This is a genomic window from Halalkalibacter kiskunsagensis (genome assembly GCF_037027555.1).
In the GTDB taxonomy this organism is placed as follows: domain Bacteria; phylum Bacillota; class Bacilli; order Bacillales; family Bacillaceae_D; genus Halalkalibacter; species Halalkalibacter kiskunsagensis.
Genome location: NZ_JAXBLX010000036.1, coordinates 23,881 through 48,524 on the forward strand (window position 1 = coordinate 23,881; position 24,644 = coordinate 48,524).

At 35.6% G+C, this 24,644-nt stretch carries 22 protein-coding genes and 1 riboswitch; of the genes, 4 read left to right on the forward strand and 18 right to left on the reverse strand.

Features of this window, described 5'->3' with window-relative positions; translation table 11 throughout:
- Nucleotides 1-153 precede the first annotated feature (153 nt).
- From SLH51_RS18130 to SLH51_RS18155, 6 genes are all read right to left on the reverse strand, one after another.
- Nucleotides 154-942 carry an HAD family hydrolase gene (locus tag SLH51_RS18130; protein ID WP_335962867.1) on the reverse strand — a complete coding sequence of 263 codons (789 nt, stop codon included), beginning with the start codon at nt 940-942 and terminating at the stop codon, nt 154-156.
- A gap of 79 nt (nt 943-1,021) precedes the next feature.
- On the reverse strand, nt 1,022-2,971 hold the full coding sequence (locus SLH51_RS18135; RefSeq protein ID WP_335962869.1) for an ATP-dependent DNA helicase: 1,950 nt from the start codon (nt 2,969-2,971) through the stop codon (nt 1,022-1,024).
- A 130-nt stretch (nt 2,972-3,101) separates the two neighbouring features.
- Nucleotides 3,102-3,359, reverse strand: coding sequence for a YciI family protein (locus tag SLH51_RS18140; protein ID WP_335962870.1), 258 nt, complete (start codon nt 3,357-3,359; stop codon nt 3,102-3,104).
- A 43-nt stretch (nt 3,360-3,402) separates the two neighbouring features.
- On the reverse strand, nt 3,403-3,819 hold the full coding sequence (locus SLH51_RS18145) for a CBS domain-containing protein (protein ID WP_335962871.1): 417 nt from the start codon (nt 3,817-3,819) through the stop codon (nt 3,403-3,405).
- A gap of 331 nt (nt 3,820-4,150) precedes the next feature.
- The gene (locus SLH51_RS18150; RefSeq protein ID WP_335962872.1) at nt 4,151-4,402 is read right to left on the reverse strand and encodes a sporulation protein; all 252 of its coding nucleotides are present in this window, start codon (nt 4,400-4,402) and stop codon (nt 4,151-4,153) included.
- A gap of 177 nt (nt 4,403-4,579) precedes the next feature.
- A complete protein-coding gene (locus SLH51_RS18155; RefSeq protein ID WP_335962873.1) occupies nt 4,580-5,434 on the reverse strand; it encodes a patatin-like phospholipase family protein in 855 nt (284 codons plus the stop codon).
- Nucleotides 5,435-5,683: 249 nt separating this feature from the next.
- On the opposite strand from SLH51_RS18155, the gene SLH51_RS18160 reads away from it, so the two are divergent.
- Complete coding sequence (locus tag SLH51_RS18160) at nt 5,684-6,685, forward strand: hypothetical protein (protein ID WP_335962874.1); 1,002 nt, start codon at nt 5,684-5,686, stop codon at nt 6,683-6,685.
- A gap of 247 nt (nt 6,686-6,932) precedes the next feature.
- Here SLH51_RS18160 and SLH51_RS18165 read toward each other — a convergent pair whose 3' ends face one another.
- The gene (locus tag SLH51_RS18165; protein ID WP_335962875.1) at nt 6,933-8,006 is read right to left on the reverse strand and encodes a branched-chain amino acid aminotransferase; all 1,074 of its coding nucleotides are present in this window, start codon (nt 8,004-8,006) and stop codon (nt 6,933-6,935) included.
- Nucleotides 8,007-8,185: 179 nt separating this feature from the next.
- A complete protein-coding gene (locus SLH51_RS18170; protein WP_335962876.1) occupies nt 8,186-8,668 on the reverse strand; it encodes a hypothetical protein in 483 nt (160 codons plus the stop codon).
- 252 nt (nt 8,669-8,920) lie between these two features.
- Between SLH51_RS18170 and SLH51_RS18175 the strand changes: the two genes are divergently transcribed.
- Nucleotides 8,921-9,640, forward strand: coding sequence for a 3-ketoacyl-ACP reductase (locus SLH51_RS18175; protein ID WP_335962877.1), 720 nt, complete (start codon nt 8,921-8,923; stop codon nt 9,638-9,640).
- 153 nt (nt 9,641-9,793) lie between these two features.
- On the opposite strand, the gene desB is transcribed toward SLH51_RS18175, so the two are convergent.
- From desB to SLH51_RS18225, 10 genes are all read right to left on the reverse strand, one after another.
- Nucleotides 9,794-10,915 (reverse strand): Delta(10) desaturase DesB, encoded by a 1,122-nt coding sequence (gene desB / locus SLH51_RS18180; RefSeq protein WP_335962878.1) that lies wholly within the window; start codon nt 10,913-10,915, stop codon nt 9,794-9,796.
- Nucleotides 10,916-11,184: 269 nt separating this feature from the next.
- Complete coding sequence (locus SLH51_RS18185) at nt 11,185-12,372, reverse strand: Ger(x)C family spore germination protein (protein ID WP_335962880.1); 1,188 nt, start codon at nt 12,370-12,372, stop codon at nt 11,185-11,187.
- Nucleotides 12,369-13,949, reverse strand: a complete 1,581-nt coding sequence (locus SLH51_RS18190; protein ID WP_335962881.1) for a spore germination protein — start codon at nt 13,947-13,949, stop codon at nt 12,369-12,371. Before SLH51_RS18190 ends, SLH51_RS18185 begins: the two co-directional genes overlap by 4 nt.
- Nucleotides 13,946-15,070 (reverse strand): GerAB/ArcD/ProY family transporter, encoded by a 1,125-nt coding sequence (locus SLH51_RS18195; protein ID WP_335962882.1) that lies wholly within the window; start codon nt 15,068-15,070, stop codon nt 13,946-13,948. The genes SLH51_RS18190 and SLH51_RS18195 overlap by 4 nt, the downstream gene beginning before the upstream one ends.
- 713 nt (nt 15,071-15,783) lie before the next feature.
- Nucleotides 15,784-16,905, reverse strand: coding sequence for a Ger(x)C family spore germination protein (locus tag SLH51_RS18200; protein WP_335962883.1), 1,122 nt, complete (start codon nt 16,903-16,905; stop codon nt 15,784-15,786).
- Complete coding sequence (locus SLH51_RS18205) at nt 16,902-18,002, reverse strand: GerAB/ArcD/ProY family transporter (protein WP_335962884.1); 1,101 nt, start codon at nt 18,000-18,002, stop codon at nt 16,902-16,904. Before SLH51_RS18205 ends, SLH51_RS18200 begins: the two co-directional genes overlap by 4 nt.
- Before the next feature lie 7 nt (nt 18,003-18,009).
- On the reverse strand, nt 18,010-19,509 hold the full coding sequence (locus SLH51_RS18210; protein ID WP_335962885.1) for a spore germination protein: 1,500 nt from the start codon (nt 19,507-19,509) through the stop codon (nt 18,010-18,012).
- A gap of 331 nt (nt 19,510-19,840) precedes the next feature.
- Entirely contained in the window at nt 19,841-20,239 is a 399-nt protein-coding gene (locus tag SLH51_RS18215) for a gamma-glutamylcyclotransferase family protein (protein WP_335962886.1), read from the reverse strand.
- A 15-nt stretch (nt 20,240-20,254) separates the two neighbouring features.
- Nucleotides 20,255-21,592, reverse strand: a complete 1,338-nt coding sequence (locus SLH51_RS18220; protein ID WP_335962887.1) for a 5'-deoxyadenosine deaminase — start codon at nt 21,590-21,592, stop codon at nt 20,255-20,257.
- Nucleotides 21,593-21,644: 52 nt separating this feature from the next.
- Nucleotides 21,645-21,745: riboswitch (purine riboswitch) on the reverse strand.
- 118 nt (nt 21,746-21,863) lie between these two features.
- Complete coding sequence (locus SLH51_RS18225; RefSeq protein WP_335962890.1) at nt 21,864-23,264, reverse strand: MATE family efflux transporter; 1,401 nt, start codon at nt 23,262-23,264, stop codon at nt 21,864-21,866.
- 602 nt (nt 23,265-23,866) lie between these two features.
- Here SLH51_RS18225 and sda point away from each other — a divergent pair.
- Nucleotides 23,867-23,956 carry a sporulation histidine kinase inhibitor Sda gene (gene sda, locus SLH51_RS18230; protein ID WP_335962888.1) on the forward strand — a complete coding sequence of 30 codons (90 nt, stop codon included), beginning with the start codon at nt 23,867-23,869 and terminating at the stop codon, nt 23,954-23,956.
- Nucleotides 23,957-24,483: 527 nt separating this feature from the next.
- The gene (locus tag SLH51_RS18235; protein ID WP_335962891.1) at nt 24,484-24,570 is read left to right on the forward strand and encodes a YjcZ family sporulation protein; all 87 of its coding nucleotides are present in this window, start codon (nt 24,484-24,486) and stop codon (nt 24,568-24,570) included.
- Nucleotides 24,571-24,644 lie beyond the last annotated feature (74 nt).

Below are 24,644 nucleotides of genomic sequence, written 5' to 3' on the forward strand. Positions count from 1 at the left end.
GTGAATTATATATTGCTAAAATTATTATCAGCAACTACGTGAATTTATATTTTTTCTATCTAATTCTACTTAACTTCTATAGAACTAAAAATAGCTGCCTCAAAAGATCGATAAATGACCCAATTAAGACAGCTTTTAATTATGTTACTTGGTTTACTTATTGAGAGAAGATAGAATTGCAAACAGTTCTTCCAAATGAGTAATTTCAAAATCTGGCACAACTTCATTGCGCTCTTTATTGTGTCGATTTATCCAAACAGACTTCATACCAACCCGGGATGCACCTAAAATATCTGTCATAAGATTGTCACCGACCATAATCGCTTCATCTTTTGTGAGCGACATCTTTTCTAATGCATGTTCGAATATAGTTACGTCTGGCTTCCCTTTACCAAATGCACCAGAAATCACAATGTGATCAAAGTATGGTACTAGTTCAGGAGTGATTTCCAGCTTCGTATTTTGTAAATCGGGAGAACCATTTGTTAACAATAAGAGGTTATACTTCCCCTTTAACTGTTCCAATACATTAAACGATTCCTCATAAACAAATGGATGCTTACGACGCTCTACCGGAAAACGTTCAGCAAGTTCAGATCCAAATTGTGAATCATCTATACCAATTGCTTTTAAACCTCTTGTCCAAGCATCTTTGCGGTATGCAGGAACAATATCTTTCATTTTCCTAAAGTTATCATCATCGTCTAAAAAATTGCCCCATAAGCCTTCAAAAGGATTAATTCCAATCATTTTTGTAAAATCATAGGTTTCGTAGGTTGCATACAATTCACTTGCTTCCTTCCGAACTGCCTTTTCCAAAGCAACTGGATCAATATTATATTGATTCGCTGCGACTTGACACGTTGCTTCAAATGCTCTTTGAACACTTAACTGATCCCATAATAATGTATCATCAAGATCAAAAAAGATAGCTTTAATCATTTTAGAAACACTCTCCCTTGCCACTATAGATTCATTTACTAGATTACCGTTCTCCTCGCAATAAGTAAATAGAATCTCATTAACGTATTTGTTTCAATTCCACATTTTTTGGTAGTACATCTTTTATCGTGTGTAATAGGCTTGAATCAAGATTCATTCGCTCATCTAAAATAGTAGCAATCCCACAGTCTTCGTGGGTACGAATTAAACGACCAACCCCTTGACGTAATCGTAATAACATGTAAGGTACATCAACTGACTGAAATGGGTCATCTACCGAATTTCTTTTTGCTGCGAAAACCGGATCATTAGGTGGAAAAGGCAAAGCCCAAATAATGACACTTGATAATGACTCCCCTGGTATATCTAAGCCTTCCCAAAGTGTGACTGCACATAATACAGAGTCTGTATCCTCTTGAAAGGTGGAAATTAATTGACTAATTTCCTTATCTCCTTCAAACAGCATGTTCCAATGACTGAAAGAAGGATTATTTAATGCTATGTCTTTAAATTTCTTAAGCTCCTCAAAACTAGTAAATAAAATTAATGTTCGTCCATTGGTTTCATGTAACAATGTTTTCGTGTACATTAATTTATCTTCATACGAAGCAACATTTGGTGCGTACAGTTCCATTTGCTTTTCATAATCAAATGGAGAAGAAACAGAAAATGATAAATACTTTTCTAAACCTAAACTATTGGCTAAATAGTCAAATGATTCATTTGTTGATAACGTTGCAGACGTAAAAATAAATGGCAGATGCTTCGAAAACACTTTTTCTTTCAAAACCTCTTCCACTAACCGCGGCATAATGACAAGAGTAATGCCTTGTTCATCCTCTTCAACCCATGTAATAACATTTTTTGTATTCACAAAAATATTCAGGGCATGGTGAATCATATCAAGATGTTCTTCCACAATTTTCAGTTGATACTGATCTATCGTATACATCTCACTCTCGAAGACGATCTCATCCTCGACACGAGCAATTAAATCAACCAATTGCTTTGCTTCTTTTAAAAGGATTGGTGTCAGTTCAATTTCTTTTCGATCCGATCCTTCCACTTTGTTTGCATAGTCACGTAATACAAACGATAGATGCAAACTTTGTGAAATCAATTCTTCAACTAATACTGCAAACTCTTCACGCACATCATTTTCTAACAATCGTGTCAACAATTCCTCAACAACATCATGACGTAGCTTGTACGTTAAAGCTTTTTGGGCCGCAACTTCAAGCAAATGACCTTCATCAAAAATAACCGTACTAGCTTCTGGAAGTAATGGAAGTTGCCCTTCACGAATTCTAGAATCATACGTCCAAACATGTTCCATATAAAAATCATGAGAACAAATAAGTAGATCCGTTGACTTTCGGTAATGGTCACGAGAAAGAGTCTGCCCACAGCGGTGTCGTTTGTCACAAACGAAGCAATCTTGAAAGGAATCCCATCCGACTTTGTTCCATTCGTGATCATTTAGGTGAGCATATTCTTTACGATCGCCATAATGATGAAATGATTGCAGTGTTTGATTTGCATTGACAAACCCGGGTAGATTGACATACATATCATCATAAAGCTCATCATAATCATCTTTTGCCCGTTCTTGATCTAGCTTTTGCAAACAGAGATATTGATCTTTCGACTTCGCTAACCTCGCATCAATCTCGAGTCCAAGAATACGGGAAAGCTTATCAATATCACCGCCCTTTTTAACGAGTTGTTCGATTAATGATTCATCTGCACAAGCAATAATAGCTGGTTTTCTCGTGTACCTTGCATAGCATAGAGCATATAGCAAATAAACGATCGTTTTCCCTGTCCCAACACCTGCTTCAGCAAGAATAATTTCTTTATCTATAAACGCTTTTTCAAGTTGAAATGCCATGTAAATTTGTTCATCGCGAAGTTCCATTCCAGCTTCTGGTAAAATGTCATAAAACACATCTCCAATCCATTCATTTAACCGATCAAAAAATGGCTGGCTCGTATCATAAGAAAAAGGTAAAGGGTTATATGTATTCAAAAAAAGGCCTCCGTATCTTAATAAAAAGTCAATAGATAATTATCTTAAAAAATAACCGATTTGTCAATCCACTTTTTAAAAAAGAAAAAAGGTAACCATATTAGTTTCTGGTTACCTTTTTAGCAGGATTTTATTTCATACCCCACTCATGCAGTTTTAAGCTTCTTACTCCTTGGACAATGTAAGGATCTTGTTCAGCAAGTATTTTAGCTTCTTCATATGAGTCAGCTTTATAGATAACTAATCCACCTTCACCATCAGTAAAGGGGCCTTTTGCATGAACTTTCCCTTCTTTTTCAAGTTCCTCCAAATATGCAAGGTGTTGCGGACGATATGTAGTATTTAATTCAGGTTTCTCCATGTAAAGAATTGCAGCAAAATAAGCCATGACGTAAAGCTCCTTTCAAATAGTTTACGAGATTTTCTTTTCATTACATTGCATTTCCTTTGTCAATGGAATTTGCGTAATATTCAATAATCTCTCTTCTTCTTATAATTCCAATAAATGTACCTTGGTCATCAACTACTGGAATGAAATTTTGTGAAATCGCGAGTGTGAGTAGACCCTTCATTTCTGAGTCAATTCGCACAGGCTTGTTTTTCACTCTCCGCTTAATATCCTTTAGTTGAATTTGTTCTGCTACTTCTAGTGAGAATGAATCGGTGTCTTTAATACGCCAGAGCAAATCACCTTCAGTTAAGGTTCCAATGTATTTACCATGGCGGTCGATAATTGGGACAGCAGTATACTTGTGAAATTCCATTTTTTCTAACGCTTGTCTCATCGTTGAATCTAAATCTAAGTAAGCTACTTCTGCTTTTGGCAATAAGAAAAATGAGATATTCATAGACGTTCTTCCCTTTCCCAACAGTTTCCTATTTTATTATACTCTATTTTAAAAGAATTTACCAAAACTGTTGATAATCGCTTCGGATCTCTTATAAAGTTATTTTCTTTATGAGAGCTAATGCGCCAATGGAAGTGTATCCGATTTTTGTATTTACACACATGCAGATAATTTGTCACTATATCGGACATTTCACGAAGAGGCAATCGCTTCAGACGCTGCACACCTGCTATTTAGAAAACAGCTCATAGCAGGCTTAAAAGATTGCAACGTCTTCACTCATTGCTTCGAGGATTTTCAAAGAGGGGAAAACCCCTTTTGGAAAATCCTCTTATATTAATAATTCAAACACTCCGTTTAATTGCTCTACTCGTTTATCATCTTGTTCATTTTTAGCGTAGTCTAGTTCGTACTGTAATATTAAATTTAATATTGAAGTTTCATTTTCGTCTAAATCTCGTACAAATTCATCCTCGTCTTTGTATTGATTCGTTTCTAATTTATGGTACATACTTTGGCAGATCTTATGTTTGTCAATATGGTTTGATAACGATTCGCGTAAATACCCTAAGTTAGAGTCCAACTTACTCACCCTTTCTATTTAAAATGCTACTCCATTTATTAGGATATGGAATAACTTGAAAATCATTCATTAGGATGTCTACTCAAAATGAAGAAGAATATGCTACTTTGCTTTTTGAAATAAGTTGAAAAAGATGTGGATGGTAAAGCTGAGTAACTCTAATGCTTATTATACTTGTCAATTAGTCTTTATAAATTTTTCAATATTTTTCATTTGAGCTTTTGCATCTTTCATACCTAAATTATATAAATCAAATAATTTATTATGATTACGCTCAATTCTTTTAACTGCAATCGTTCGACTCGGTTGGATAACTAATAGACTGCCTTTTTCTCTTTCAGATTCAATGTACGTTACTGTATCATTGTATAATTTGTAGCGTTCTTGAAGAAGTGGGGCAACTCTTGGGTACTTTCTACACATCACAGGTAGTAGCCGTGACCACTTACTCCGATTTAAACGATATTCAGCTTCTTTTGTCATAATAATTACATTTTTTTTATAGCCATCTTGCTGTGCTTTTTTTATTGGAATCGGATCACTTAATCCTCCATCAATTAGATCCCTTCCTTTGTAAGGAACAGCTCGCGAAATAAAAGGCAAAGAACTTGATGCTCGTAATATAGTTAACAAATTGCTCTCTACGTCTTTTTTTTGAAAATACATTGATTTTCCTGTATGACAATCGGTTGCGACAACTACAAATTGCTCTTTGCCTTCTAAATATGTATTGAAATCATAAGGGACAATTTGATTTGGAATTATATCAAATAAAAAATCCATTCCAAATATCTCTCTTCTTACTACAAAATTTCGAAATGATAGAAAACGCGGATCGCTTGCTAAATCAACATTCACCTTTTTATTTCTTCCTTTTTGCCTCGATAAATACGTAGCCGCCATGCAAGCACCTGCTGAAACACCTATAACATAAGGGAAATACAAATCCTGCTCCATAAAGTACTCAAGTACCCCAGCTGTATAAAGCCCTCTCATTCCTCCCCCTTCAAGTACCAACCCTGTTTGATCCATGTTAACCCCTCTTTTACCGTTTACTATTAAAAAATCTCACTTTTGATTATCTCACCAAATCAAAGTTGTGACAAAAATTTGTTCAAGTTCAAAACAAAACATTGAACACTTTGTTAACTATTTCACATAGTTAACTTATTCATGCTATTATATGAGAAATTAACATAAAGACGTTAATTATAGAGGAAATTCAAGAGGGTGCTCCATATGTTGACGTCTACTAACATACAATAAAAGCAGAGGTGTATCATGACGAAAAAACTAACTATTTCTTTTTTCATTATAATAGGTATTTTACTTACTCCTTTTTTTGCGGACGCTCATGTGAAATGGTTCACAGAGTTAGACCCGCAAAAGGAATCAATTGAAAATATTATTAACCCCATGTTTATGGTGATTACGATTGTAACAGCGATAATCTTAGCCGTTCTGCCTCAAGTATTGCCTAATATGATGTCTTGGGGGCCTCTTAAAAAGATTGATATGAAATTAGAAAGTTACCGAAAATATACAACGCCCATCTTAAAGTACGGTACGGCCGTGGCTTTGAGTATGCAGGTACTAACTGGAACATTGTTTGCACCTGAACTAACTCACTACTCTGGTCTGTTAACCGTTTTAAGCTGGGTGACAATTGCCTTACTTTTAATTCCGCATCAATTTGCTACCAAATTAGGGGCTGTTTCAATGCTTGCCCTATTTTGCGTAATGCTTGTTGATTATGGTCTGTTTCATATGCTTGACTATGCATTTTACTTAGCAATTACTTTTGTATTATTCATGACGAAAACGAAATATGAAAAGTGGAGCTTTCCATTTTTGTATTTAGCTACTGGCTTGTCTCTTTGTTGGGTTGCCGTTGAGAAATGGGTGTATCCTGACATGTCCGTTGATATTGTCGTTAACCATCAAGTACCGATATTTTTCTTTTCACCCGAAGCCTTTGTTTCGCTTAGTGCATTCATTGAATTTGTCGTTGGCTATTTATTAGTTGTAGGAATACTAAACAGACTCTTATCATTCGTACTAACAGGGGTTTTTGTAATGACTACAATGTTATTTGGAATGGTTGAAGTTGTAGGTCATTTTATGATCCACGTTATTTTGGTTATCTTCATTATTGAAGGAGTATCTTTTTACAAGCCTCCAGTAAAAATTCATAAAACGGTACTTGATCAAATGATTTTTGTGTTCCTTAACTTTCTTTTCGTCTTGGCGACCATCTTATTAATCTATTACCGCTTTGCTTAAAGGTGTACCAAGAGGTCTTATTCCGACCTCTTGGCACACTCCCTTTAGCAAATACATACCATTGCTATTGCTGTGAGAAGTGTCTCACACCTTAAAAAGCCTTCTATGAGTGGGTTTCTCATAGAAGGCGCGCAACGTGCGGAGGCATTGAAAAAGGTTGGTTTTTACCTTTTCCAGTGGCTTCTTGTGAGAAAGCCTCTTGTTGATTTTCTTTATTGAATCTATTTTTCAAACCACATGTTCTTTACTATTTTACTTCCACTGTCCAATTGTACAAATCTTCCACTTTCCCTGTTTGAATCCCTGTGAGCGTATCATATAACTTCTTTGACATCTCACCAATCTCTCTATTATTAATAACCATGTTGCGATCTCCCCAATTTAATTCTCCGACAGGTGAAATGACCGCAGCTGTCCCTGTTCCAAATGCTTCTTCTAATTTGTCTTGATCATATGCTTCATAAAGTTCTTCTAGAGAGATCTTTCGTTCCGTAATAGGGATTCCCCAATCCTTTAATAACTCAATGATCGACATACGAGTAATTCCTTCTAGAATGCTTCCATTTAATTCAGGTGTAACAATCTCACCATTTATTTTGAAGAATACATTCATACTGCCAACTTCTTCAATGTACTTCTTTTCGACTCCATCCAACCAGAGTACCTGAGAATAGCCTTCTTTTGTCGCACGTTCTTGCGCTTTATAAGCGGCCGCGTAATTTCCAGCTGTCTTTGCTTTTCCTGTCCCACCTCGAACAGCTCTCGTATATTCATCTTCTACATGAATACGAACTGGGTGAATTCCTTCTTTATAATAAGAACCAACCGGCGATAATATGATCATAAATTGATAAGTCTCTGATGGAGCAAGACTTAAGTTCGGTTCTGTTGCAATAATAAAAGGTCTTATGTATAACGAATTTCCTTCTGCTTGTGGTACCCAGTCTTTCTCAACTTCAATCAGTTTTTTTAAGTACGTTAGTGCTAGCTCTTCATCAATCGCTGGAATACTTAGTCGATCACTTGATAAGTTTAATCGTTTGAAATTCTGCTCCGGTCTAAATAATAAAATCTTGTCCGTTGTTGTTCGGTATGCTTTTAAACCCTCAAATACGGTTTGTCCATAATGAAATATCATCGCTGCTGGATCTAACGTAATCGGTTCGTACGGAACGATACGAGGATCATACCAGCCTTTATCAGTTGAATAATCCATAATAAACATATGATCAGAATAATGTTTGCCAAATGCAATTTTATCAGCATCAGGCTTTTGTTTCTTATTTTCGTTATCAATCAAATCCATTTTCAATTCACTCATATGATACACCCCTATAACCTATTGATATGTAATTATTGTAAATAGTTCGTCTCATGAATACAAGAGCCACTGCTTTCCTTTAAGTCCTTGCTTCCTATCTATCATGTACAATTAAGTTAAATTTTGCAACTTTAGGAAATATGAAAGCGAGAGTGACTCATTCACCCTCGCTTAGATTACTATTTATTCCTTTTATCTAACTCTTCCTTTAGATCCTTTTGATATGATACAAATTCACTAGATTCAAGCCTCTTAGAACTTTCTTCAATGATTGTCTCCAACTTTGCTTTGTTCTTATAAAATTCTTCTTTTTCTGCATTATAATAATATCTTACAACATCTTCTTCCTTTAAGTATCTTTTACCTAGCTTTAATAAGGTCGTTACTGGCAAACCTCGAACGGTTAAGTTGGATTCACTTTTTTCGTCTTTTGTACTTGGCTTTGATTGTTCCTTTTCTCCTTGAACCATTACTAAAATGTCTTTTACAACGTCAGTTTGAGATAATGCCTTTTTTAATGCTTTTTGACGAATTCTTTTTTTCTTTGATTTCACATTTACTCTTTCAAGGCTGATAGCAGTAAACTCTCTTATCTCCATTCCGCTATTTTCAATTATCTGTTGTAATTCTCCATTTTTGTTTTCGTATGTACGTTTTAACAAAACAAAAAACCCCTTACTTGCTTATTATTATGTAAAGCTTACTTACTAAATTGATTGATAGATTATTTCCAATTACTATAGTACCAAATTTTTTTGTGATTTTGTATGTCATTAATTACCTGCTAGTTCCAATAGTATAACGCCTGTCCTATAAAAAAGCTGTCGTAAATTGTTAGGTGCATATTTTTTGACTTCATATCACAAAAGACGTAAACTACAAACCTATTCTACATACGGAAAGGGGATTTTATCTTGGCACAATCATTGAATGGAAAAGTAGCATATGTCACAGGAGCTGGCAAAGGGATTGGTCGGGCCACAGCGATTGCATTAGCACATGAAGGTGTACAAATTGGCTTATTAGCTCGAACAGAATCTGACCTTACAGAAGTAGCCAATGAAATCGAAGTAATCGGTGGAAAAGCTGCTTACGCGACTGCAGATGTTTCATCATTAGAGCAAGTGGAACAAGCTGTTAATCATTTAACAAGCCAATTAGGACCTGCAGATATTTTAATTAATAATGCCGGAACGGGTAAATTCGGGTCATTTTTAGATCTAGACCCAGAAGAGTGGAAAAAGATGATTGATATTAACCTAATCGGTGTCTACTATGTAACACGTACTGTACTCCCTCAATTAATTGAGAAAAACGGCGGTGATATAATTAACATTTCATCAACCGCCGGTCAAAAAGGTGCACCTGTTACAAGTGCTTATAGTGCTTCAAAGTTCGGTTTACTTGGTTTAACAGAATCATTAGCACTTGAAGTACGAAAACATAACATTCGTGTAACAGCTTTGACTCCTAGTACTGTAGCAACAGAACTAGCCTTTAAAGAAAATTTAACGGATGGAAACCCAGAAAAAGTCATGCAACCTGAAGATTTAGCTGAATATATGGTTGCACAGTTGAAATTACACCCACGTATTTTCATTAAATCAGCTGGCCTTTGGTCAACAAATCCATAAGAAAGGGCGGCTAGCCGCCCTTTCTTAGCAGCAATGTGCGGAGCCATTGTCCTTCTTCGAGCTACTTACTAGTCCCTCAAACTGCTTTGATTTTATAAATTCTTTTAAAAAGAAAAATCCCAAAGTCTCCTTTGGGATTTTCTTTTGCGATCTTTATTGATATTTTGATGCTCTCTTCTTTCCTTTTTGTTCTGATATAGTAGTCATGAATTCTTTCGTGTTATTCACTTTTTCTTCTAATTTTGACTGAATTTTTGTCGTATCAAGACCGTTTCCTAACGTACCATAAACATTTCCACTGCTTGGATCAATCAATTCACGATTATGATACGGACGTGGGGTCTTCCATAAGGCAAGTAATGCCTTATCGAACCTCATTTCATGATACCGATCTGGCCAATGTTCTTTGATCAATTTCTTCACATGCGGGTAATATTTTGAACTAACACCCGGGAACAAATGGTGCTCTGTGTGATACGAGAAATTAAAATGCAATACATCAACCCATTTAGGAACAGTAACCGTTAAACTATTCGCTAACGGATCATTCACTTCTGTCGTCGGGTTCAACCGATGATTTGTTGAGATATAGGCCATGACAATTAAATTTGCAATTAGTAACGGTATTAGGAACATAAAGATCCATTTAACCGGGCCCACCCAGACGAGTAACCCAATCCATGATATCCATGGGAGAACAGCTTCAAAGAAAACTGCTCTACGCTTTTTCGGGTTAAACTCCTTTAAATAGACGACAAACATATTTAATGAATGTACAGAAAACTGTAGCGATAATGAACAAAAACTGAAAAACGCACGAACAGGTAAAGGCAATTTATACACCCATCGCAACAATCGACTTCTCATAATGCGTTCTAACGTAGGCCATGCATCAGGGTCATGTTCTTCATGTTGTGTGTGCACGTGATGCGTTAAATTATGCCACTTTCGCCAAAGCTTTGGACCCGTACTAAGTGGCCAAAACGCTACCGCGCCTAGAAAATCACGCAGCCACGCTTTGCGAACAACGGTACCATGTAATATTTCATGACCTAAAAATCCAAGTGCCGCAAAACAAGCTCCTATGACAAGCGACACACCTATATAAATAAAAGGATTAAAATCCAACATACCAATCGTAAGTAAACAACCTACTGTAACAAGTAAATACGCTAGTCCGCCCCATAACCGCGTAGGAACTGGATTAAATGCTTTCTTTGGTAAATGTGGCTTAAGTTTTGCCGCATACCAGCCAAATGAATGTAAGTCTTTCAAATAAGAAACCCCTTTCAAATAAAAAACTGTTTTCTAACGAATTATAAAAAGTGTATCATTACATGACGCATCCTGCCTATGCATTTTTAAAAGCAACTAAACGATAGTTACAGAAAGTTCATAAATGTTCACACAATCTACACAGTTTATAAAGCATTTTTTTTATTTAAACTTTTCATTACGAAAAGTAGAGAGCGAGTAGCACTTCAAAATTTTAATGTTATTAAACCGTTTGAACAGCACTATCCTTTTCAATCAATCGGTTTCGCTCATTCCATTTCCTCCAGAAAGCTTCTCGTTCTGATTCCATCTCTTCGTAATAATACTTTAGCATTTACTTTTATTTCGGCCTTTTTAAATTCCTCATCCCAATTATCCTTTATTGGTTTAAATTGTTGATAATGTTGTCGGTACATCGTTTCTCCAAAACCGAAAATATCAACCCCATACTCTTCTTGTACATGGGCAATCGTACCTTTGATTTTTTTTTCCACTTCATTTTTCGCTTCTTCTTCCAGTTCTTTAAATCGAGTAAGTTTATCAATAGGCACTTTACTTTGAGTCGCAATAATATCTCCTTCGAGAACAAGTTCGATAGTAATTTGCGGTCGATTATTTTCATAAGATGTTTGAATGTTTGTATGAGAATTAAAAAATCTTACAGCGAAATAGTTCCCATCTGGTGTTGTTGCCGTAAGGGTTGTTTTCTTCAAATCCTGTGTCCATAAATAATCTCGGGCTTGTTCAACATTTAGAAAGCCAATAAGCTTATCATCTTTAAAAACCGATAAACCGTTTAAGGCAACGATGGCATCAAGGTCAGCTTGCTTATTATTATCGACATCGTCTCCTTTTTCAGGATTACCCTGAATAGTTACAGCTGCCGCTACAGGGTGTCGGCCATCTGACGTAATATTGGAAGTGAAATCTGTTAGCCGAACATCTGGATACCCGCCCCATTCCTTTTCCATTGTTTGAAATTGCTCATCCATCTTTATCGAAGGAATTCTATGAATAGGATAGGTCGTCCCAATAATATCGCTAGCCTTCCCCCCCCTTGAAATAACTAAATGAAAGTCATTTCGAAACTCAGCACTCCTTTCCAAAAATTGCAAAAACGGTCCTATCCCCTCATTTGCTAGAGTTTCGTCAATCACGATCACACGTGTATGAGAAAAGTTTAAATCTCTTGTTAGGCCAACATTCATTTTATCATTAAGTTCAGCAATTAAATCTCCCTCCATTGTATACGTAATCGTGCCTGTATTTCCTTGTGTCGTTTCCCCTCCAAATTCCTCTGCATTAATCACTTCAACGGTTAAAAAGTATTGATATTTTTCACCTTTTTCAAGCGCCATTCCGGTCACAAAGCTAACTTCATTTAATTCTTTTCGATCCCAGCACCCACTTGCTCCAAGCAACACAGCAATAAGGAAGAATATATAAACGACCCTCAAGATTTTTCACCTTCTTGATTTGAATCTGCTGACATTCCAGTCTTAGTACCATCCATCATATAAGCAGGTCTCTTTTTCAATTGCCGCATAGGGAAACGAACAAAAACATCCTTTTGATCCTCGACAATGAAAGGTCCTAACGGAGCCAAGTAAGGAGTACCAAAAGAACGCAAACTTGCCAAATGTGTAATAACAAGAACAATTCCAATAATCATTCCATATAGTCCCAAAGCGGCTGTAATGAGGATTAAACCAAAGCGTAAGAGCCTTGATGCATTCCCAAATGAATAAATGGGTGAGACAAAGCTTGCTATTGCTGTTAGGGCCACAATAATGACAAGAAGATTCGATACGATCCCAGCTTCAACAGCAGCTTGACCAATAACCAATGTGCCAACAATCGATACTGCTTGCCCGACAGCTCTTGGCATCCGCACACCTGCTTCTCTCAAAATTTCAAACGTAGTTTCCATTAGTAGGATTTCAACAACAGCAGGAAATGGAACCCCTTCTCTTTGTGCCTGAAGTGTAAATACTAAAGCTGTCGGGATCAGTTCGTGATGAAACGTTGTTAAACCAATATAGATTGAAGGTAAAATCCAAGAAAGTGTAAATGCAACATAACGAATGATTCGCACAAATGAGCTCATCAGAAATCCCTGATAATAATCCTCACTCACTTTGAAGAAATCTGTTAGCACAACGGGCATCGTCAAAACAAACGGCGTTCCGTCAACAATAGCTGCAATTTTCCCCTCGATAATGGATGCAGCTACCGTATCAGGACGATCTGAATGATAAATCGTCGGGAAAGGGGTGATCACTTGATCGCATATTAATTCTTCTAAATTCCCCGAATCAAAAATGGCATTTACATTAACCCCTTTAATTCGTTTTCGAATTTCATCGACGATTTCCGGATTTGCAACACTCTCTAAGTACGTGATACATATAGATGTTTTCGTATCGTTACCTACCATAAAATTTTCGCAAATTAATTGTGGATTTTTTATCCTTCTTCTTATAAGGCTAATGTTGGTAGAAATTGATTCTGTAAAACTGTCTTTCGGTCCACGAATAATCGTTTGCGTATTAGATTGCTCAATCCCTCGCTGTTCACTTGAAATCACATTAATGGCCATCCCGTTATTTATACCAGCAATCAGAATAACTGCATAGCCTGATAATACATACCAGACTACTTCATGTTCATATTGAAGAAATTCAACATCAACACTTGCAAAATAGTCTTTCTGAAACTTTCGTAACTGTTTATTTGTCATAATACAGTCTTTATGAGATTGTGTTTGCGCTACCCTTTCCATTATCTGCTCAGAAACTTTATCAAGGTCAACCATACTTTTTAAATAGAGAATAAGCCCCTCTTGACCAACTATATGAATTTGGTTTAATGAAAAATCAAAATTCTTATTAAACACTTTATTATATCGTTCTTCATTTAATTTAAGATATGTTGATATTTCTGCTGCTTGCTTCTCACTTCGTAGCAAATCACTTGCTGTACTCAGTTGTTGGTGCTTACGTTTTTCTGAGGCAATTTTTTTAAATACTTTCAATGCTTAACACCTCCTGCCACCTTCTTATTTTTCCTATTTCGTATTAGTACAAGGACTAGAAGCAATATAGGTATCCCCATTTGAAAAGGAAGATGTAACACATAGGGAACAATTTGTAAACCTTCTTCAAAATGTTCAATAATGTTATCTGCATTGACAATTGAAAATAATGGAATACACATTGAAATAGGAATAATGAAGTAGCGATACGACATGTTGAAAATAGACTCTAAGCCTCTTAATCCAGCATAAAAAAGAATGCTTACCTTGATTAATATACCGAGCATCAATATAAATACAACAAGAATGTCAACACGTTCAAAGAAACCCATTACAGATATCTCTCTCGATGCAGACAAGAGTGGGAAAAGTGTACGATTTTTGACATCTTCACCTAATGTAGTAATTTGAATCACCTGTGAAAACGTAATAAGCAAACCTCCCACCATAATTGAAACGACGCTTACTTTTCCAACATAGTTAAATCGAGTCACTGATCTCATTAATACTGTAAATACCACAATTTCACCATATGGAAACGACGACCTTAATGGAAAAACCGAACTAAATATAGGTTTAAATCCTTCTGCTAAAAATGGTTGTAAATTCTCAAAATGAATTTGTTCAGAAGCAAAAATCAAAAAGAAGACTAACAGCAAAAAGAAGACTAAAAATGGGGTAAATAATTCGGTTACACGAGCTAAAACTTCTACACCTTGAATTACAATAAACACAATAACAAACATCATCGTTATTGAAATAACTTCTATTGGTGTGATTGGTAAAATCGTTACTTTCATCATTTCTCCGAAGTCACGGATATTACGTGTAACAATATAGAAAAAATAAATCACATATCCAAATATCAATATGTTTCCGATGATTCTCCCACAAGTCTCCACAATGATTTCATACAGATTTTTTCCATTAGACGACCTTAATAAATAGTAATAGCCCCATGCCATAGCCATACCGATTGCAGTCGCAATTAGCTCAGCAACCCAAAAATCCTGCTTTGCTTCCTCCCCAGCCCCTACGACAACCGTTGTTCCAATTACAAAAATCAGTATTAAAACAAATAATTGCCATAATGAAATGTTTTCTTTCTTGATTGTGTACATTCATTGACACCCCTTGTCTCACCAACACTTCACGAATACAAACTAGAGACGTCATTTTCGGATTTATGTTTAGGTTTTCCTTAAAAGAATAAAATATGTATAAAAAGGAATAACCTTCATTTTTAACCACCAGTTTACTTGTAGGTTATTTATATTAAACGCACCACTTATTAATAGAAAAAAAATAAGCGAACCATATGATATAGCCCAATAGCTACTGAAATCAATTCCGTAATTATAACGTCCTGCTTCGCGTCTTAACAGTACCTACATTATCAACACAAAAAACTGCCTAAGTGAAATTTGTTCTTTCCCTTCTTTGTTCATAGTTAACCTCATTTATTTTGATACTTGCTGCTTCTTTTTTGTTTGAGTAAGTAATAATCAATGAACAAGCTTGAGATAAACCCTAAAAAACTTGTGATAACAACTATTATTATTCTTGTTCCTACTTCAAATGAATAAATCGTTAAAAGACTTTGAGCAAATGAAATCTTGTAAACCAATGAGTCCATAAAAGTTATTAATAAAATAAGGCCTGTAATAACGAGAATATAAATTAGAGTAACCATTTTTCCTCCTCAACGATTTCGTTATTACCATCTTTTCATAAATGTTCACAATCTATACGGATGTATTCAACAGGTGATGCAGTGACTTACTAGCTAGTCTGCTATGAGGAGTGAGACACTTCTCACTCCATTTAAAGCGGCTTACCTAATTGTTCCAGTTGAAATGATTCTTGTTTCGACGTGGGTGGTAATATCGGCACGTTGTAATGCTGCTATCCATTTTTCTTTTTTCCATTCGCGTGCGTTTTGAATACGAAAAGACTCTCCAAAACCGACTGGGTCAATACCGTGCTTTTGAAATTTCCTTACAGTCTTGATCACTTTATCTTCTAATTGCTTTTCTAACTTTTTTTCAATCTCTATCCGATTATCTTGAGTGGCTAAATCTTTCTTACCTTCATAATCGACAATACTGCCCCGAACGTATAGGTAGATAAATAATTTTGGTTTTTCTAAATCTCCATTAACTTTCACATGATATCTTGTATTCACAAATTTCAACGTTACCATTTCTTCATCTTGCAAAGTCCCATCTGGAGCTGGAATGCTGATAGAAAAGTCAGGTAATTCCTTACGTTTTTTCATTGCTTCAATCAGTTTTGCTTCCTCCGATTCCATAGTATCGACCATATGATCATTCTTAAAAATAGCAACCTTTGTTATTTTTAATGAACCCTCTTCTACACTTTCAATATACGGAGTTGAAGGGTCAGAAACCTCATCAGTATTTCGATAAATAAAATCATGTATGGTTGTAAACGGACTAAACGCCGTTATCGTCCTTGGTGTTAATAAGTCAATTAAATAATCATTAATATCAGGTTTATCTTTGTATTCTCCCGTTAAAATGTCTTCAACCGTTCCTTTCACAACTGCTATGAAAATATTTGTACCTACCTGTGGATCACGATATAAATTTTCGAGTATTTTCCACAGCCCTTCTTTTCTTGCATACTCTTCACTAAACAGCAGAACTCGTAGTTGTGCAGGAGTAAGGGTTTTTTCAGTTAAAGTAGACATATCCATGATTGCTTCATGTGGCATTTTCACTACTGATGAAAATTGTTGTCCTGGTTCTTCTACATCTTGAGACGGCTGTGGTAATGTAATAGATACCTTTACATTCTTTGCATCGACATAGTCAAATCCCATCACGCCTATCATCCCTAAATCTTCAATTACAGGATGTTCAAGATTTGGACTAGTACAACCACTGTTTATAATAAGAAGGAGGAAGCAACAAATTATATAGGTCCATTTCATGAAGTAAATGCCTCCTTTCCCTTTCCACTTTTAAATTTATGAACAATCAGCAGAAAGATCGGAAACAACAATAACCCGTACCCATAATAGTTTCTCCATTCTTCATACAGAATAACTTGAATTTGAAAAGGGATAGGACCTGCCAAGAGAAACCATGAAACAAAAGCAATGACATACAGGTGCCATGTACGGTTTTTATGTTTCGATAAAAGGGCATCTAACCCTTTTTTGGCTACCCACAAATAAATAGATGAAGTAGAAAGTATAAGAAATACCCATAGAGCTGTTCCAAAATTTTCGATTCGTTCAACAAAAGCAAGTTGAACAGCTTGAAACAAATTTAAAACCGGATACAATATATTAGCTAACTGCCAAGGGGAAAAGTATACAACACTTGCTAAGGAGACAAGAACATAAAAGAAAACAGCAATCCATATTCCGATAGATGTATATAACAATGCCTTTTTTTGATTTTTAATATATGGATAGTAAAACAACAATACTCCATAGCCAAACATAGCAACTGACCCATTTAACAAGGCTCGAAACCACTGCTCACCACCCACTTCAAATGTCGGTATAATGTGGAGCCAATTTCCAGCTTGAAAAGCCCATTTCAAGTAAACGGTTAACCAGCTTGTAATAAAGATCGCAAACATACAGAACCGAGCAATTGATTTAATACCACCATTAACGATACAAATTAGGACCAAAAAGAAACTTATGGATGAAACTGTTATCGGATATTGTGGTAACACTACCGTTTGTACAAGCTTAATATAACTTTGACTGACAGAAGTTACTGATATGATTGCGTAAAGTAGTAAAAAGAAATTAGCTACTTTTCCTATTACTGATCCGAGTATCTTTTCATTAATTTTAAACAAGCTATCACTAGGAAATTTTTTACAAAGAGCAATGATCGGAAGTAGCGAAAGGTTGGCTACTAAACCGAGAATAATTGGAATAAGCCACTGATTGTAGCCAACATTGCTTATATCATTCGGTAACGAAAATAAACCTAGTCCAAGCATCGTACTTTGCGTTAGAAATACAATATGATATCCGTTTAATTTTTTGAAATTCCCCTTATCCATAAGTGCATTACTCCTCGTCCAATGGGCGAATCAGGTCTTTTTTCGCTCTAGAAATTCCGGATCTTTGAAACATGAAATTAGTGGGTGCACGAATGATACCATCGAGTAAATCTGTCCACCTTCTTGGAATAACAGGTGTTAAATAAGGTGTTCCGAGTGAGGTCATGTTTGATAAGTGATTAAACATCCAAGCAAATACAATCATTTGACCATAAATGCCTAATATCCCTGCTGCGACTATATAAAAATATCGGATAAAACGAATGGCATTACTCATTAAATAACTTGGTGGAATAAAAGACAATAGCGCCGTAACAGCCACTAAAACGATAAGAATGTTACTTGCAAGACCTGCTTCAACAGCTGCTGTTCCAATTACTATCCCCCCAACAATACCAATTGTCTGACCTATTTTGGACGGCATTCGTGCCCCAGCTTCTCTCAGAACTTCAATAACTAGCTCAATGATGAGCACTTCTAAAATCGGTGGAAACGGTACTTTCGACCTTGATTCAGCTAAAAGTTGTAATAATTGTGGTGGTAACATTTCAGGATGAAATGTTAAAACGGAAACATAGGTTGACGTTAATAATATAGAAATAAAAAAACCTGCCATTCGTAACATTCTAAGTAGCGTTGCCGTTGTCCAGCGATTGTAATAGTCTTCTGGTGACTTAAACATTTCCATAAATGAAGCTGGCAGTATGGCTGCCTCAGGACTTCCATTCATCATAACGATAATTTTTCCATTTAATAGTGCATCAATTGTGTTATCACTTCTTACGGTTATACCAAACTGTGGAAATGGAGAGAATGGTTTATCCTCCAATAATTGTTTTAATACTGGCATTCCTAAAAACCCATGATACTCAACATTCTCTAGACGCGTTAATACTCGTTTGAGGTTTTCCTCATTAACGAGATTGTCCATATATAAAACAACTACATTATTCTTTGTTTCCGTTCCGAGTAAAATCGATTTTGACTTCAACTGTGGTGAGCGTATTCTTTTTTTTATTAGAGAAAGATTTGTGTTAACATTCTCAACAAATCCATCTTGTGGTCCCATTACCGTTGTTTCATTTTCTGGGGTCGTAATCGCACGATCCGAGGCGCCAAACGTATTAATTTTGATAATTGTGTGCTCAAATAAAATTGCCGTATATCCACTACAAATGTCATGAATTAGCATTGGCAACTGATCACATTCTACTACTTCAAAATTCTTAAATACCTCTTCTAGTCTAACCGTACTTGACTCATGTAACGAATTATAAACCAATTCATTGATGATCGACGTTTCGACGAGTGTACTTAAATAAATAATCGTTACTTGTTGTTTACCTATTTTTATGTCTTTCATAATAAGGTCATCAATATCAGCCAAACTTTTCACAATTGCTTTTCTTGTAATCGGTTCGTTAATGTCAGGATTTGCTTTATTCTCATCATGAGGTTGGGGATCAAAGTACTTTTTAAAATCAAATCCCTTTTTTGTCCGACTCATTAATCAAACCTCCTTTACAATTACTCATAAGTAAAACGTTCCCTACATTTGTTGAAATATGTACCATTTCATAGATGAACGGTTATATAAAAAAGAACAGGTTGGCCACTCAAGTGGTCTATCTGTTCTTATATATGTCTATAAATTTTGCTTAGATCCCTTCCACGGTCCACTTATTGTAACGTCCAAATATCCGAATAATCCATAAAATATAAAGCAGCGATGTTGCCCTTATTTTCAATTTTGAATATGGTGGTTGATTTTTTGATGGACATTAACGAGTGCACAAACAGCTAGCAAAAATGATTTGCTAGCCGTTTTATTTAACCTTTCAAGGTTTGTCTTTACAATAAGAAATCCAGTCCCCATCTTTAATAAGATTATGACAATACTGTAATTGATCACCAGCAATGTATACATAAGCTTCATAATACTTATTCCCTGAACATACTTGATTGATGATTCGTATATATTCATTTGTTTGATTACTTGGTGAATATCCTTCCAATTGATCGACTTGTTGTAGCTCTCTATCCGTAACTTCATACAATTCACCGATCACTTTCATGTTTTCACCCGCCTGTTGTAAGACAGGATAACCTAAACCAGTATCATGTAATTCACCAAATACAAAGCAAGAACCCTCAATCAACTTTGATGTTTCTATAAAATGATGGTTTGAACCTCGCTTTCTCAAAGTACCATAAACAAATAACAGTCTTCTGTTCATTATTTCACCTACTATTTATACAATTGAGACCATTCTCTTTGTCATTCTTTTTATAGACACATCAGCCTCTTTTAAGACAGTTTTTTTATCCACGGTTTTCATGATTCTGTTTTCCATAACAATGTTTCCATTAATGATCGACGTTTCAACGTCGGCTCTCGTTGCAGAATAAACAATTCTTGAAATTGGATCAACATCATAAGATGGAAATGTGTGAAAGTGATTCAAGTCAAGAATGACAAGATCAGCTTTTTTGCCAACCTCAATACTGCCAATTTCATGAGCAAGTCCAATGGCATTCGCGCCTCCAATAGTTGCCATTTTAAAAATCGTACGAGCATTCATTGCCGTCGGGCCATGAATCGGTTTTTGAATAAGAGCCGCTAAACGCATTTCATTAAACATATCAAGATTATTATTACACGGAGCCCCATCTGCGCCAAGACTTACTGAAATATTGTCTGCAAGTAAGCTAGGTATCTCTGCGATGCCCGAAGCAAGTTTCAAATTGGAGCCAGGACAGTGACTAACATGAACGCCTTTCTTTCTAATGATTTGTTTTTCATTATCATTTAGCCATACACAATGAGCTAAAATTAATCGATTATTTGCTAAACCTAAATGATCTAAATACTCAATATTTCTCATTCCTGTTTCATCTTCGACAATAGCAATTTCGCCACGATTTTCAGATGCATGTGTATGAACATTCACTCCAAAATCTCCAGATAATGTTGCCACTTCTTTTAACAAAGGCTCTGTACATGAAACAACAAATCGAGGTGAAAATGCATATTTAATTCTACCATTATCAAAATCATGCCATTTCTCAAGCAAATCAACACTTTCTTGAATCGACTCATTTGTCTTTTCTTGCAGTGCTTTCGGAACCTCCTTCCCTTTATCCATCATCACTTTCCCTGATAAGGCACGGATTCCACTTGATGCAATTGCCTGAAAGGCATAATCTGTATGGTGGACCGTTTCCATATCTACAATCGACGTTGTTCCACTTTGTATTAACTCACCAATTCCGAGTAAAGCCGAATAATAGATAGACTCCTCGTCGTGAGCAGCCTCAAGTGGCCATATTCGTTTTTTCAACCAATCTAATAATTCTAAGTCATCTGCTCTTCCGCGAAAAACCGTTTGACATAAATGAATATGTGTTTGTACAAACCCAGGTATGACCGTTTTTCCTCTAGCATCAATCACTTTATCTACTTCAGGAGGATTTAAATTAACCCCAATTGCTTTAATGCGATCATTTTCAATGAAAATATCACCTGTGATAATCTCTTCTTTCCCATTCATTGTGACGATTTCAGCATGTTTTAGTAAAATCTTGCTCATCTCACTCACCTCATCGATTTCTAGTGCAACACAAAAAGGCCACGAAAAATACGCTATGCTGCATATTTTTCGTAGCTAGGAATTTACGGTTCCTAAGTAGAGACCCTCAACCCATATTATTGAGGTTATACGTTATATCCTTACTCTACTTAGTAACTCATTATGAGTCCATTCTTTAGTAAGAAAATCTCTCGCTCTAAATAAACTTGTTAGAAATACCTTTTGTTTGTCTCCATTCTCGTCAATTTCACAACCTGAACATACATAACCTTTATGTTCCTGAAGAAACTGGAATTTGTCGACCTTTTTCTTTATTTTTACCTTTTCCTTTCCCAAAAAAGATATCACGGTCACGATACATTAAAGCACCTGCAAGAAGACAAGCGAAAAAGTCAGAAATGGGAAACGCCATCCAAACACCATAAACTCCAAAGTAATGTGGCAAAATTAATACAAGTGGTATTAGAAAAATTAATTGCCTTGATAAGGAAAGAATTAAAGCTTGTTTCGGTTTCCCTAACGCTTGATACAAACCGCTTCCAACCACTTGTATTCCTATGAGAAAGACAGCTGAGAACATGATTCGTAAGTACTCCGCTCCTGCTGAAATCACTTCTGGATTAGAAGTAAAAATCATCATTAGCCAGTGCGGTACAGACATAATAAGAATAAAAATAAGAATCGAAATTGAAATCGTAACCTTTAATCCTAAAATAACGGTTTCTTGTAGGCGATCAAAATTCTTCGCTCCATAATTATACCCAACAATCGGCTGCATCCCTTGCATAACACCCATCATTGGCATAACCGTAAACATAATAATACGTTGAATAATACCAAATACCCCGACATGAAGGTCCCCGCCAAATCGAATGAGCATCGTATTGATCGCAATCATCATTACACTACCTGCAGCTTGTTGAGCAAATGCTGGTAGTCCAACAGCTATAACTTCTTTTAAGATAGCCAGTTTGACTCTCAAATGTTCGATACGAAGCTGTAAGGAACTCTTACCTGTTAAAAAGTATTGAAGAATCACAATTGTAACAGACGCTTGTGAAATGACCGTAGCAATTGCCGCTCCTCGTACACCCATATTAAGACCAAAAATGAAAACTGGGTCTAAAATAATATTAATGACTGCAGGAATAATCATTGTCATCATCGCAAACTTTGCATTTCCTTCAGAACGGACAATGTTATTTGTTGCAAAAGCGAATGAAAAGAAAAATGTACCTAGTAAAATAGGAAACATATAGTCAATTGAATAGCCTACTATTTCTTGCGTTGCTCCAAATAACAGAAGCATTGGCTCAAGTATAGTGAAGGCACCGATAATTCCTAAAACACTAATTATTAAAATGACAGAAATGATGTTGCCAAAAACATGATTTGCTTCTTGCTCTCGCCGCTCTCCTAATCTTCGTGAAATGACAGAAGCTCCACCAATACCCATTGCAGCCGAAACAGCCATCATAATCATCATAATTGGGAAAGCAACCGTTACACCCGCTACCGCATTAATCCCAACGCCATAAGATATGAAAATCGTATCAACAACATTATATAAAGCCATAACAAACATCCCAATCATTGCTGGGATAGATAAATTTTTCAGTAGCTTCGGAATCGGTTCCGTTCCGAGACGCTCACTTTGCATTTTTTGTTTCATATATATTGACCAACTTTCTACTTTTGATAACACTTTGCTACTTTCTATAAAGACGGTTTTGTAGAAAAAACTATAGCAATATTGCTGCGTTTCATTCAACTGATGTAGCACCTTCACTTGTGCATGAGTAACACCATATTCAGCCAATTTCTCTCATTTTGTATAAGGTGGGCTACAAGTCCAATCTGATAACCAACCCGATCTTCTATATTTCTTTCCAATTACTTAGCCACTTAACTAATATATTAGAAATCATACACCTATCATTGACGACAAATCAATTATTTTATTTCGAATAACTAAGTAATTTTTATTATAGAATTATAATCACAGCTAAATGATGGAACAAAGGGATTTGTGTTCTATAGGATTGGTTGAAAGGAAAAGTTGTGAATAAAGGTAAACTTGGTAGAATAATGCATGTAGTGGATAATCTTATGGTTTTAGAAAGGACCCTCATTAATATAAAATTTAATTACTTAAGGAATAAACTTTGAAAATTCCGAGGGAAATTCACTGAATTTTCACTTTCCACTTTAATACATTGTATATCTGAGTTACTATTATGTTTGTGTCTTAATATTGAAAGAAAGAGGATAAATATGTTCGATAATTTAGATGATCAAACACTTTTAGAAGCATATTACCAAGCTGTTCAACTACAATTAGAAATCGAATTTATTCTATATTAAAAGTGGAAATAGATAACAGAGGTATTACTGAATATTTAATAAGAAAAAGCATGATGTAGTTATTTACTGTTATTGTCCTTGTTTTTTTCATTCATCTTCCTTTGTTCTAGTTCTGACAACCATCTAATATAATCTAATTCTTTAAATGTTAATTTCCTTTGTAATTTCTCTTCAAAGAAACCTTTAAATAATCTCGCTCTTCTACTATTTTTCAGTGTTCTCACTCCTTTGACCATAATATAATGAAATTCCGATAAATTTACAAGGCATTAAAAGCCAATAGTTAAATATTTCTATATGTAAGGTTTGTCATTTTAGTCCTACATATGTATGAGCAACCCTATAGAAACACATCAACTTTTAAAAATTAGCAGGCACGCAACGTGCGGAGCCATTGCCGCTTCCTTGATGGACTTTTTCAGTGGCTTCTTCATATCCCTTTATATTTAAAATCAGCAAATTGCTTATAACTTTCCTTCGTTTTATACATACCTTGTACTATCCTCCTGTGAAAGGTGGTGAATACAATGGGTTACTCTAGTGCAGACAGCTTCGTTTTAATCGTTGTGTTGTTCATTTTGTTAATCATTGTCGGAGCTTCTTTTTATAACTAACTCAACTTTCGCACCAATAAAAGTTCAATAAGCTCAACCAACAGTAGTTGCTGACGTCATTGAAATCCTTTCAT

What these genes read in the sequence shown, in the direction of transcription:
- SLH51_RS18215 (WP_335962886.1), bottom strand. Translation starts at nt 20,239, where the DNA reads ATGAACAGAAGACTGTTATTTGTTTATGGTACTTTGAGAAAGCGAGGT.
- SLH51_RS18205 (WP_335962884.1), bottom strand. Translation starts at nt 18,002, where the DNA reads ATGGATAAGGGGAATTTCAAAAAATTAAACGGATATCATATTGTATTT.
- SLH51_RS18210 (WP_335962885.1), bottom strand. Translation starts at nt 19,509, where the DNA reads ATGAGTCGGACAAAAAAGGGATTTGATTTTAAAAAGTACTTTGATCCC.
- SLH51_RS18130 (WP_335962867.1), bottom strand. Translation starts at nt 942, where the DNA reads ATGATTAAAGCTATCTTTTTTGATCTTGATGATACATTATTATGGGAT.
- SLH51_RS18165 (WP_335962875.1), bottom strand. Translation starts at nt 8,006, where the DNA reads ATGAGTGAATTGAAAATGGATTTGATTGATAACGAAAATAAGAAACAA.
- SLH51_RS18235 (WP_335962891.1), top strand. Translation starts at nt 24,484, where the DNA reads ATGGGTTACTCTAGTGCAGACAGCTTCGTTTTAATCGTTGTGTTGTTC.
- SLH51_RS18225 (WP_335962890.1), bottom strand. Translation starts at nt 23,264, where the DNA reads ATGAAACAAAAAATGCAAAGTGAGCGTCTCGGAACGGAACCGATTCCG.
- SLH51_RS18145 (WP_335962871.1), bottom strand. Translation starts at nt 3,819, where the DNA reads ATGAATATCTCATTTTTCTTATTGCCAAAAGCAGAAGTAGCTTACTTA.
- SLH51_RS18220 (WP_335962887.1), bottom strand. Translation starts at nt 21,592, where the DNA reads ATGAGCAAGATTTTACTAAAACATGCTGAAATCGTCACAATGAATGGG.
- SLH51_RS18160 (WP_335962874.1), top strand. Translation starts at nt 5,684, where the DNA reads ATGACGAAAAAACTAACTATTTCTTTTTTCATTATAATAGGTATTTTA.
- SLH51_RS18195 (WP_335962882.1), bottom strand. Translation starts at nt 15,070, where the DNA reads ATGTACACAATCAAGAAAGAAAACATTTCATTATGGCAATTATTTGTT.
- SLH51_RS18140 (WP_335962870.1), bottom strand. Translation starts at nt 3,359, where the DNA reads ATGGCTTATTTTGCTGCAATTCTTTACATGGAGAAACCTGAATTAAAT.
- SLH51_RS18155 (WP_335962873.1), bottom strand. Translation starts at nt 5,434, where the DNA reads ATGGATCAAACAGGGTTGGTACTTGAAGGGGGAGGAATGAGAGGGCTT.
- sda (WP_335962888.1), top strand. Translation starts at nt 23,867, where the DNA reads ATGTTCGATAATTTAGATGATCAAACACTTTTAGAAGCATATTACCAA.
- SLH51_RS18200 (WP_335962883.1), bottom strand. Translation starts at nt 16,905, where the DNA reads ATGAAATGGACCTATATAATTTGTTGCTTCCTCCTTCTTATTATAAAC.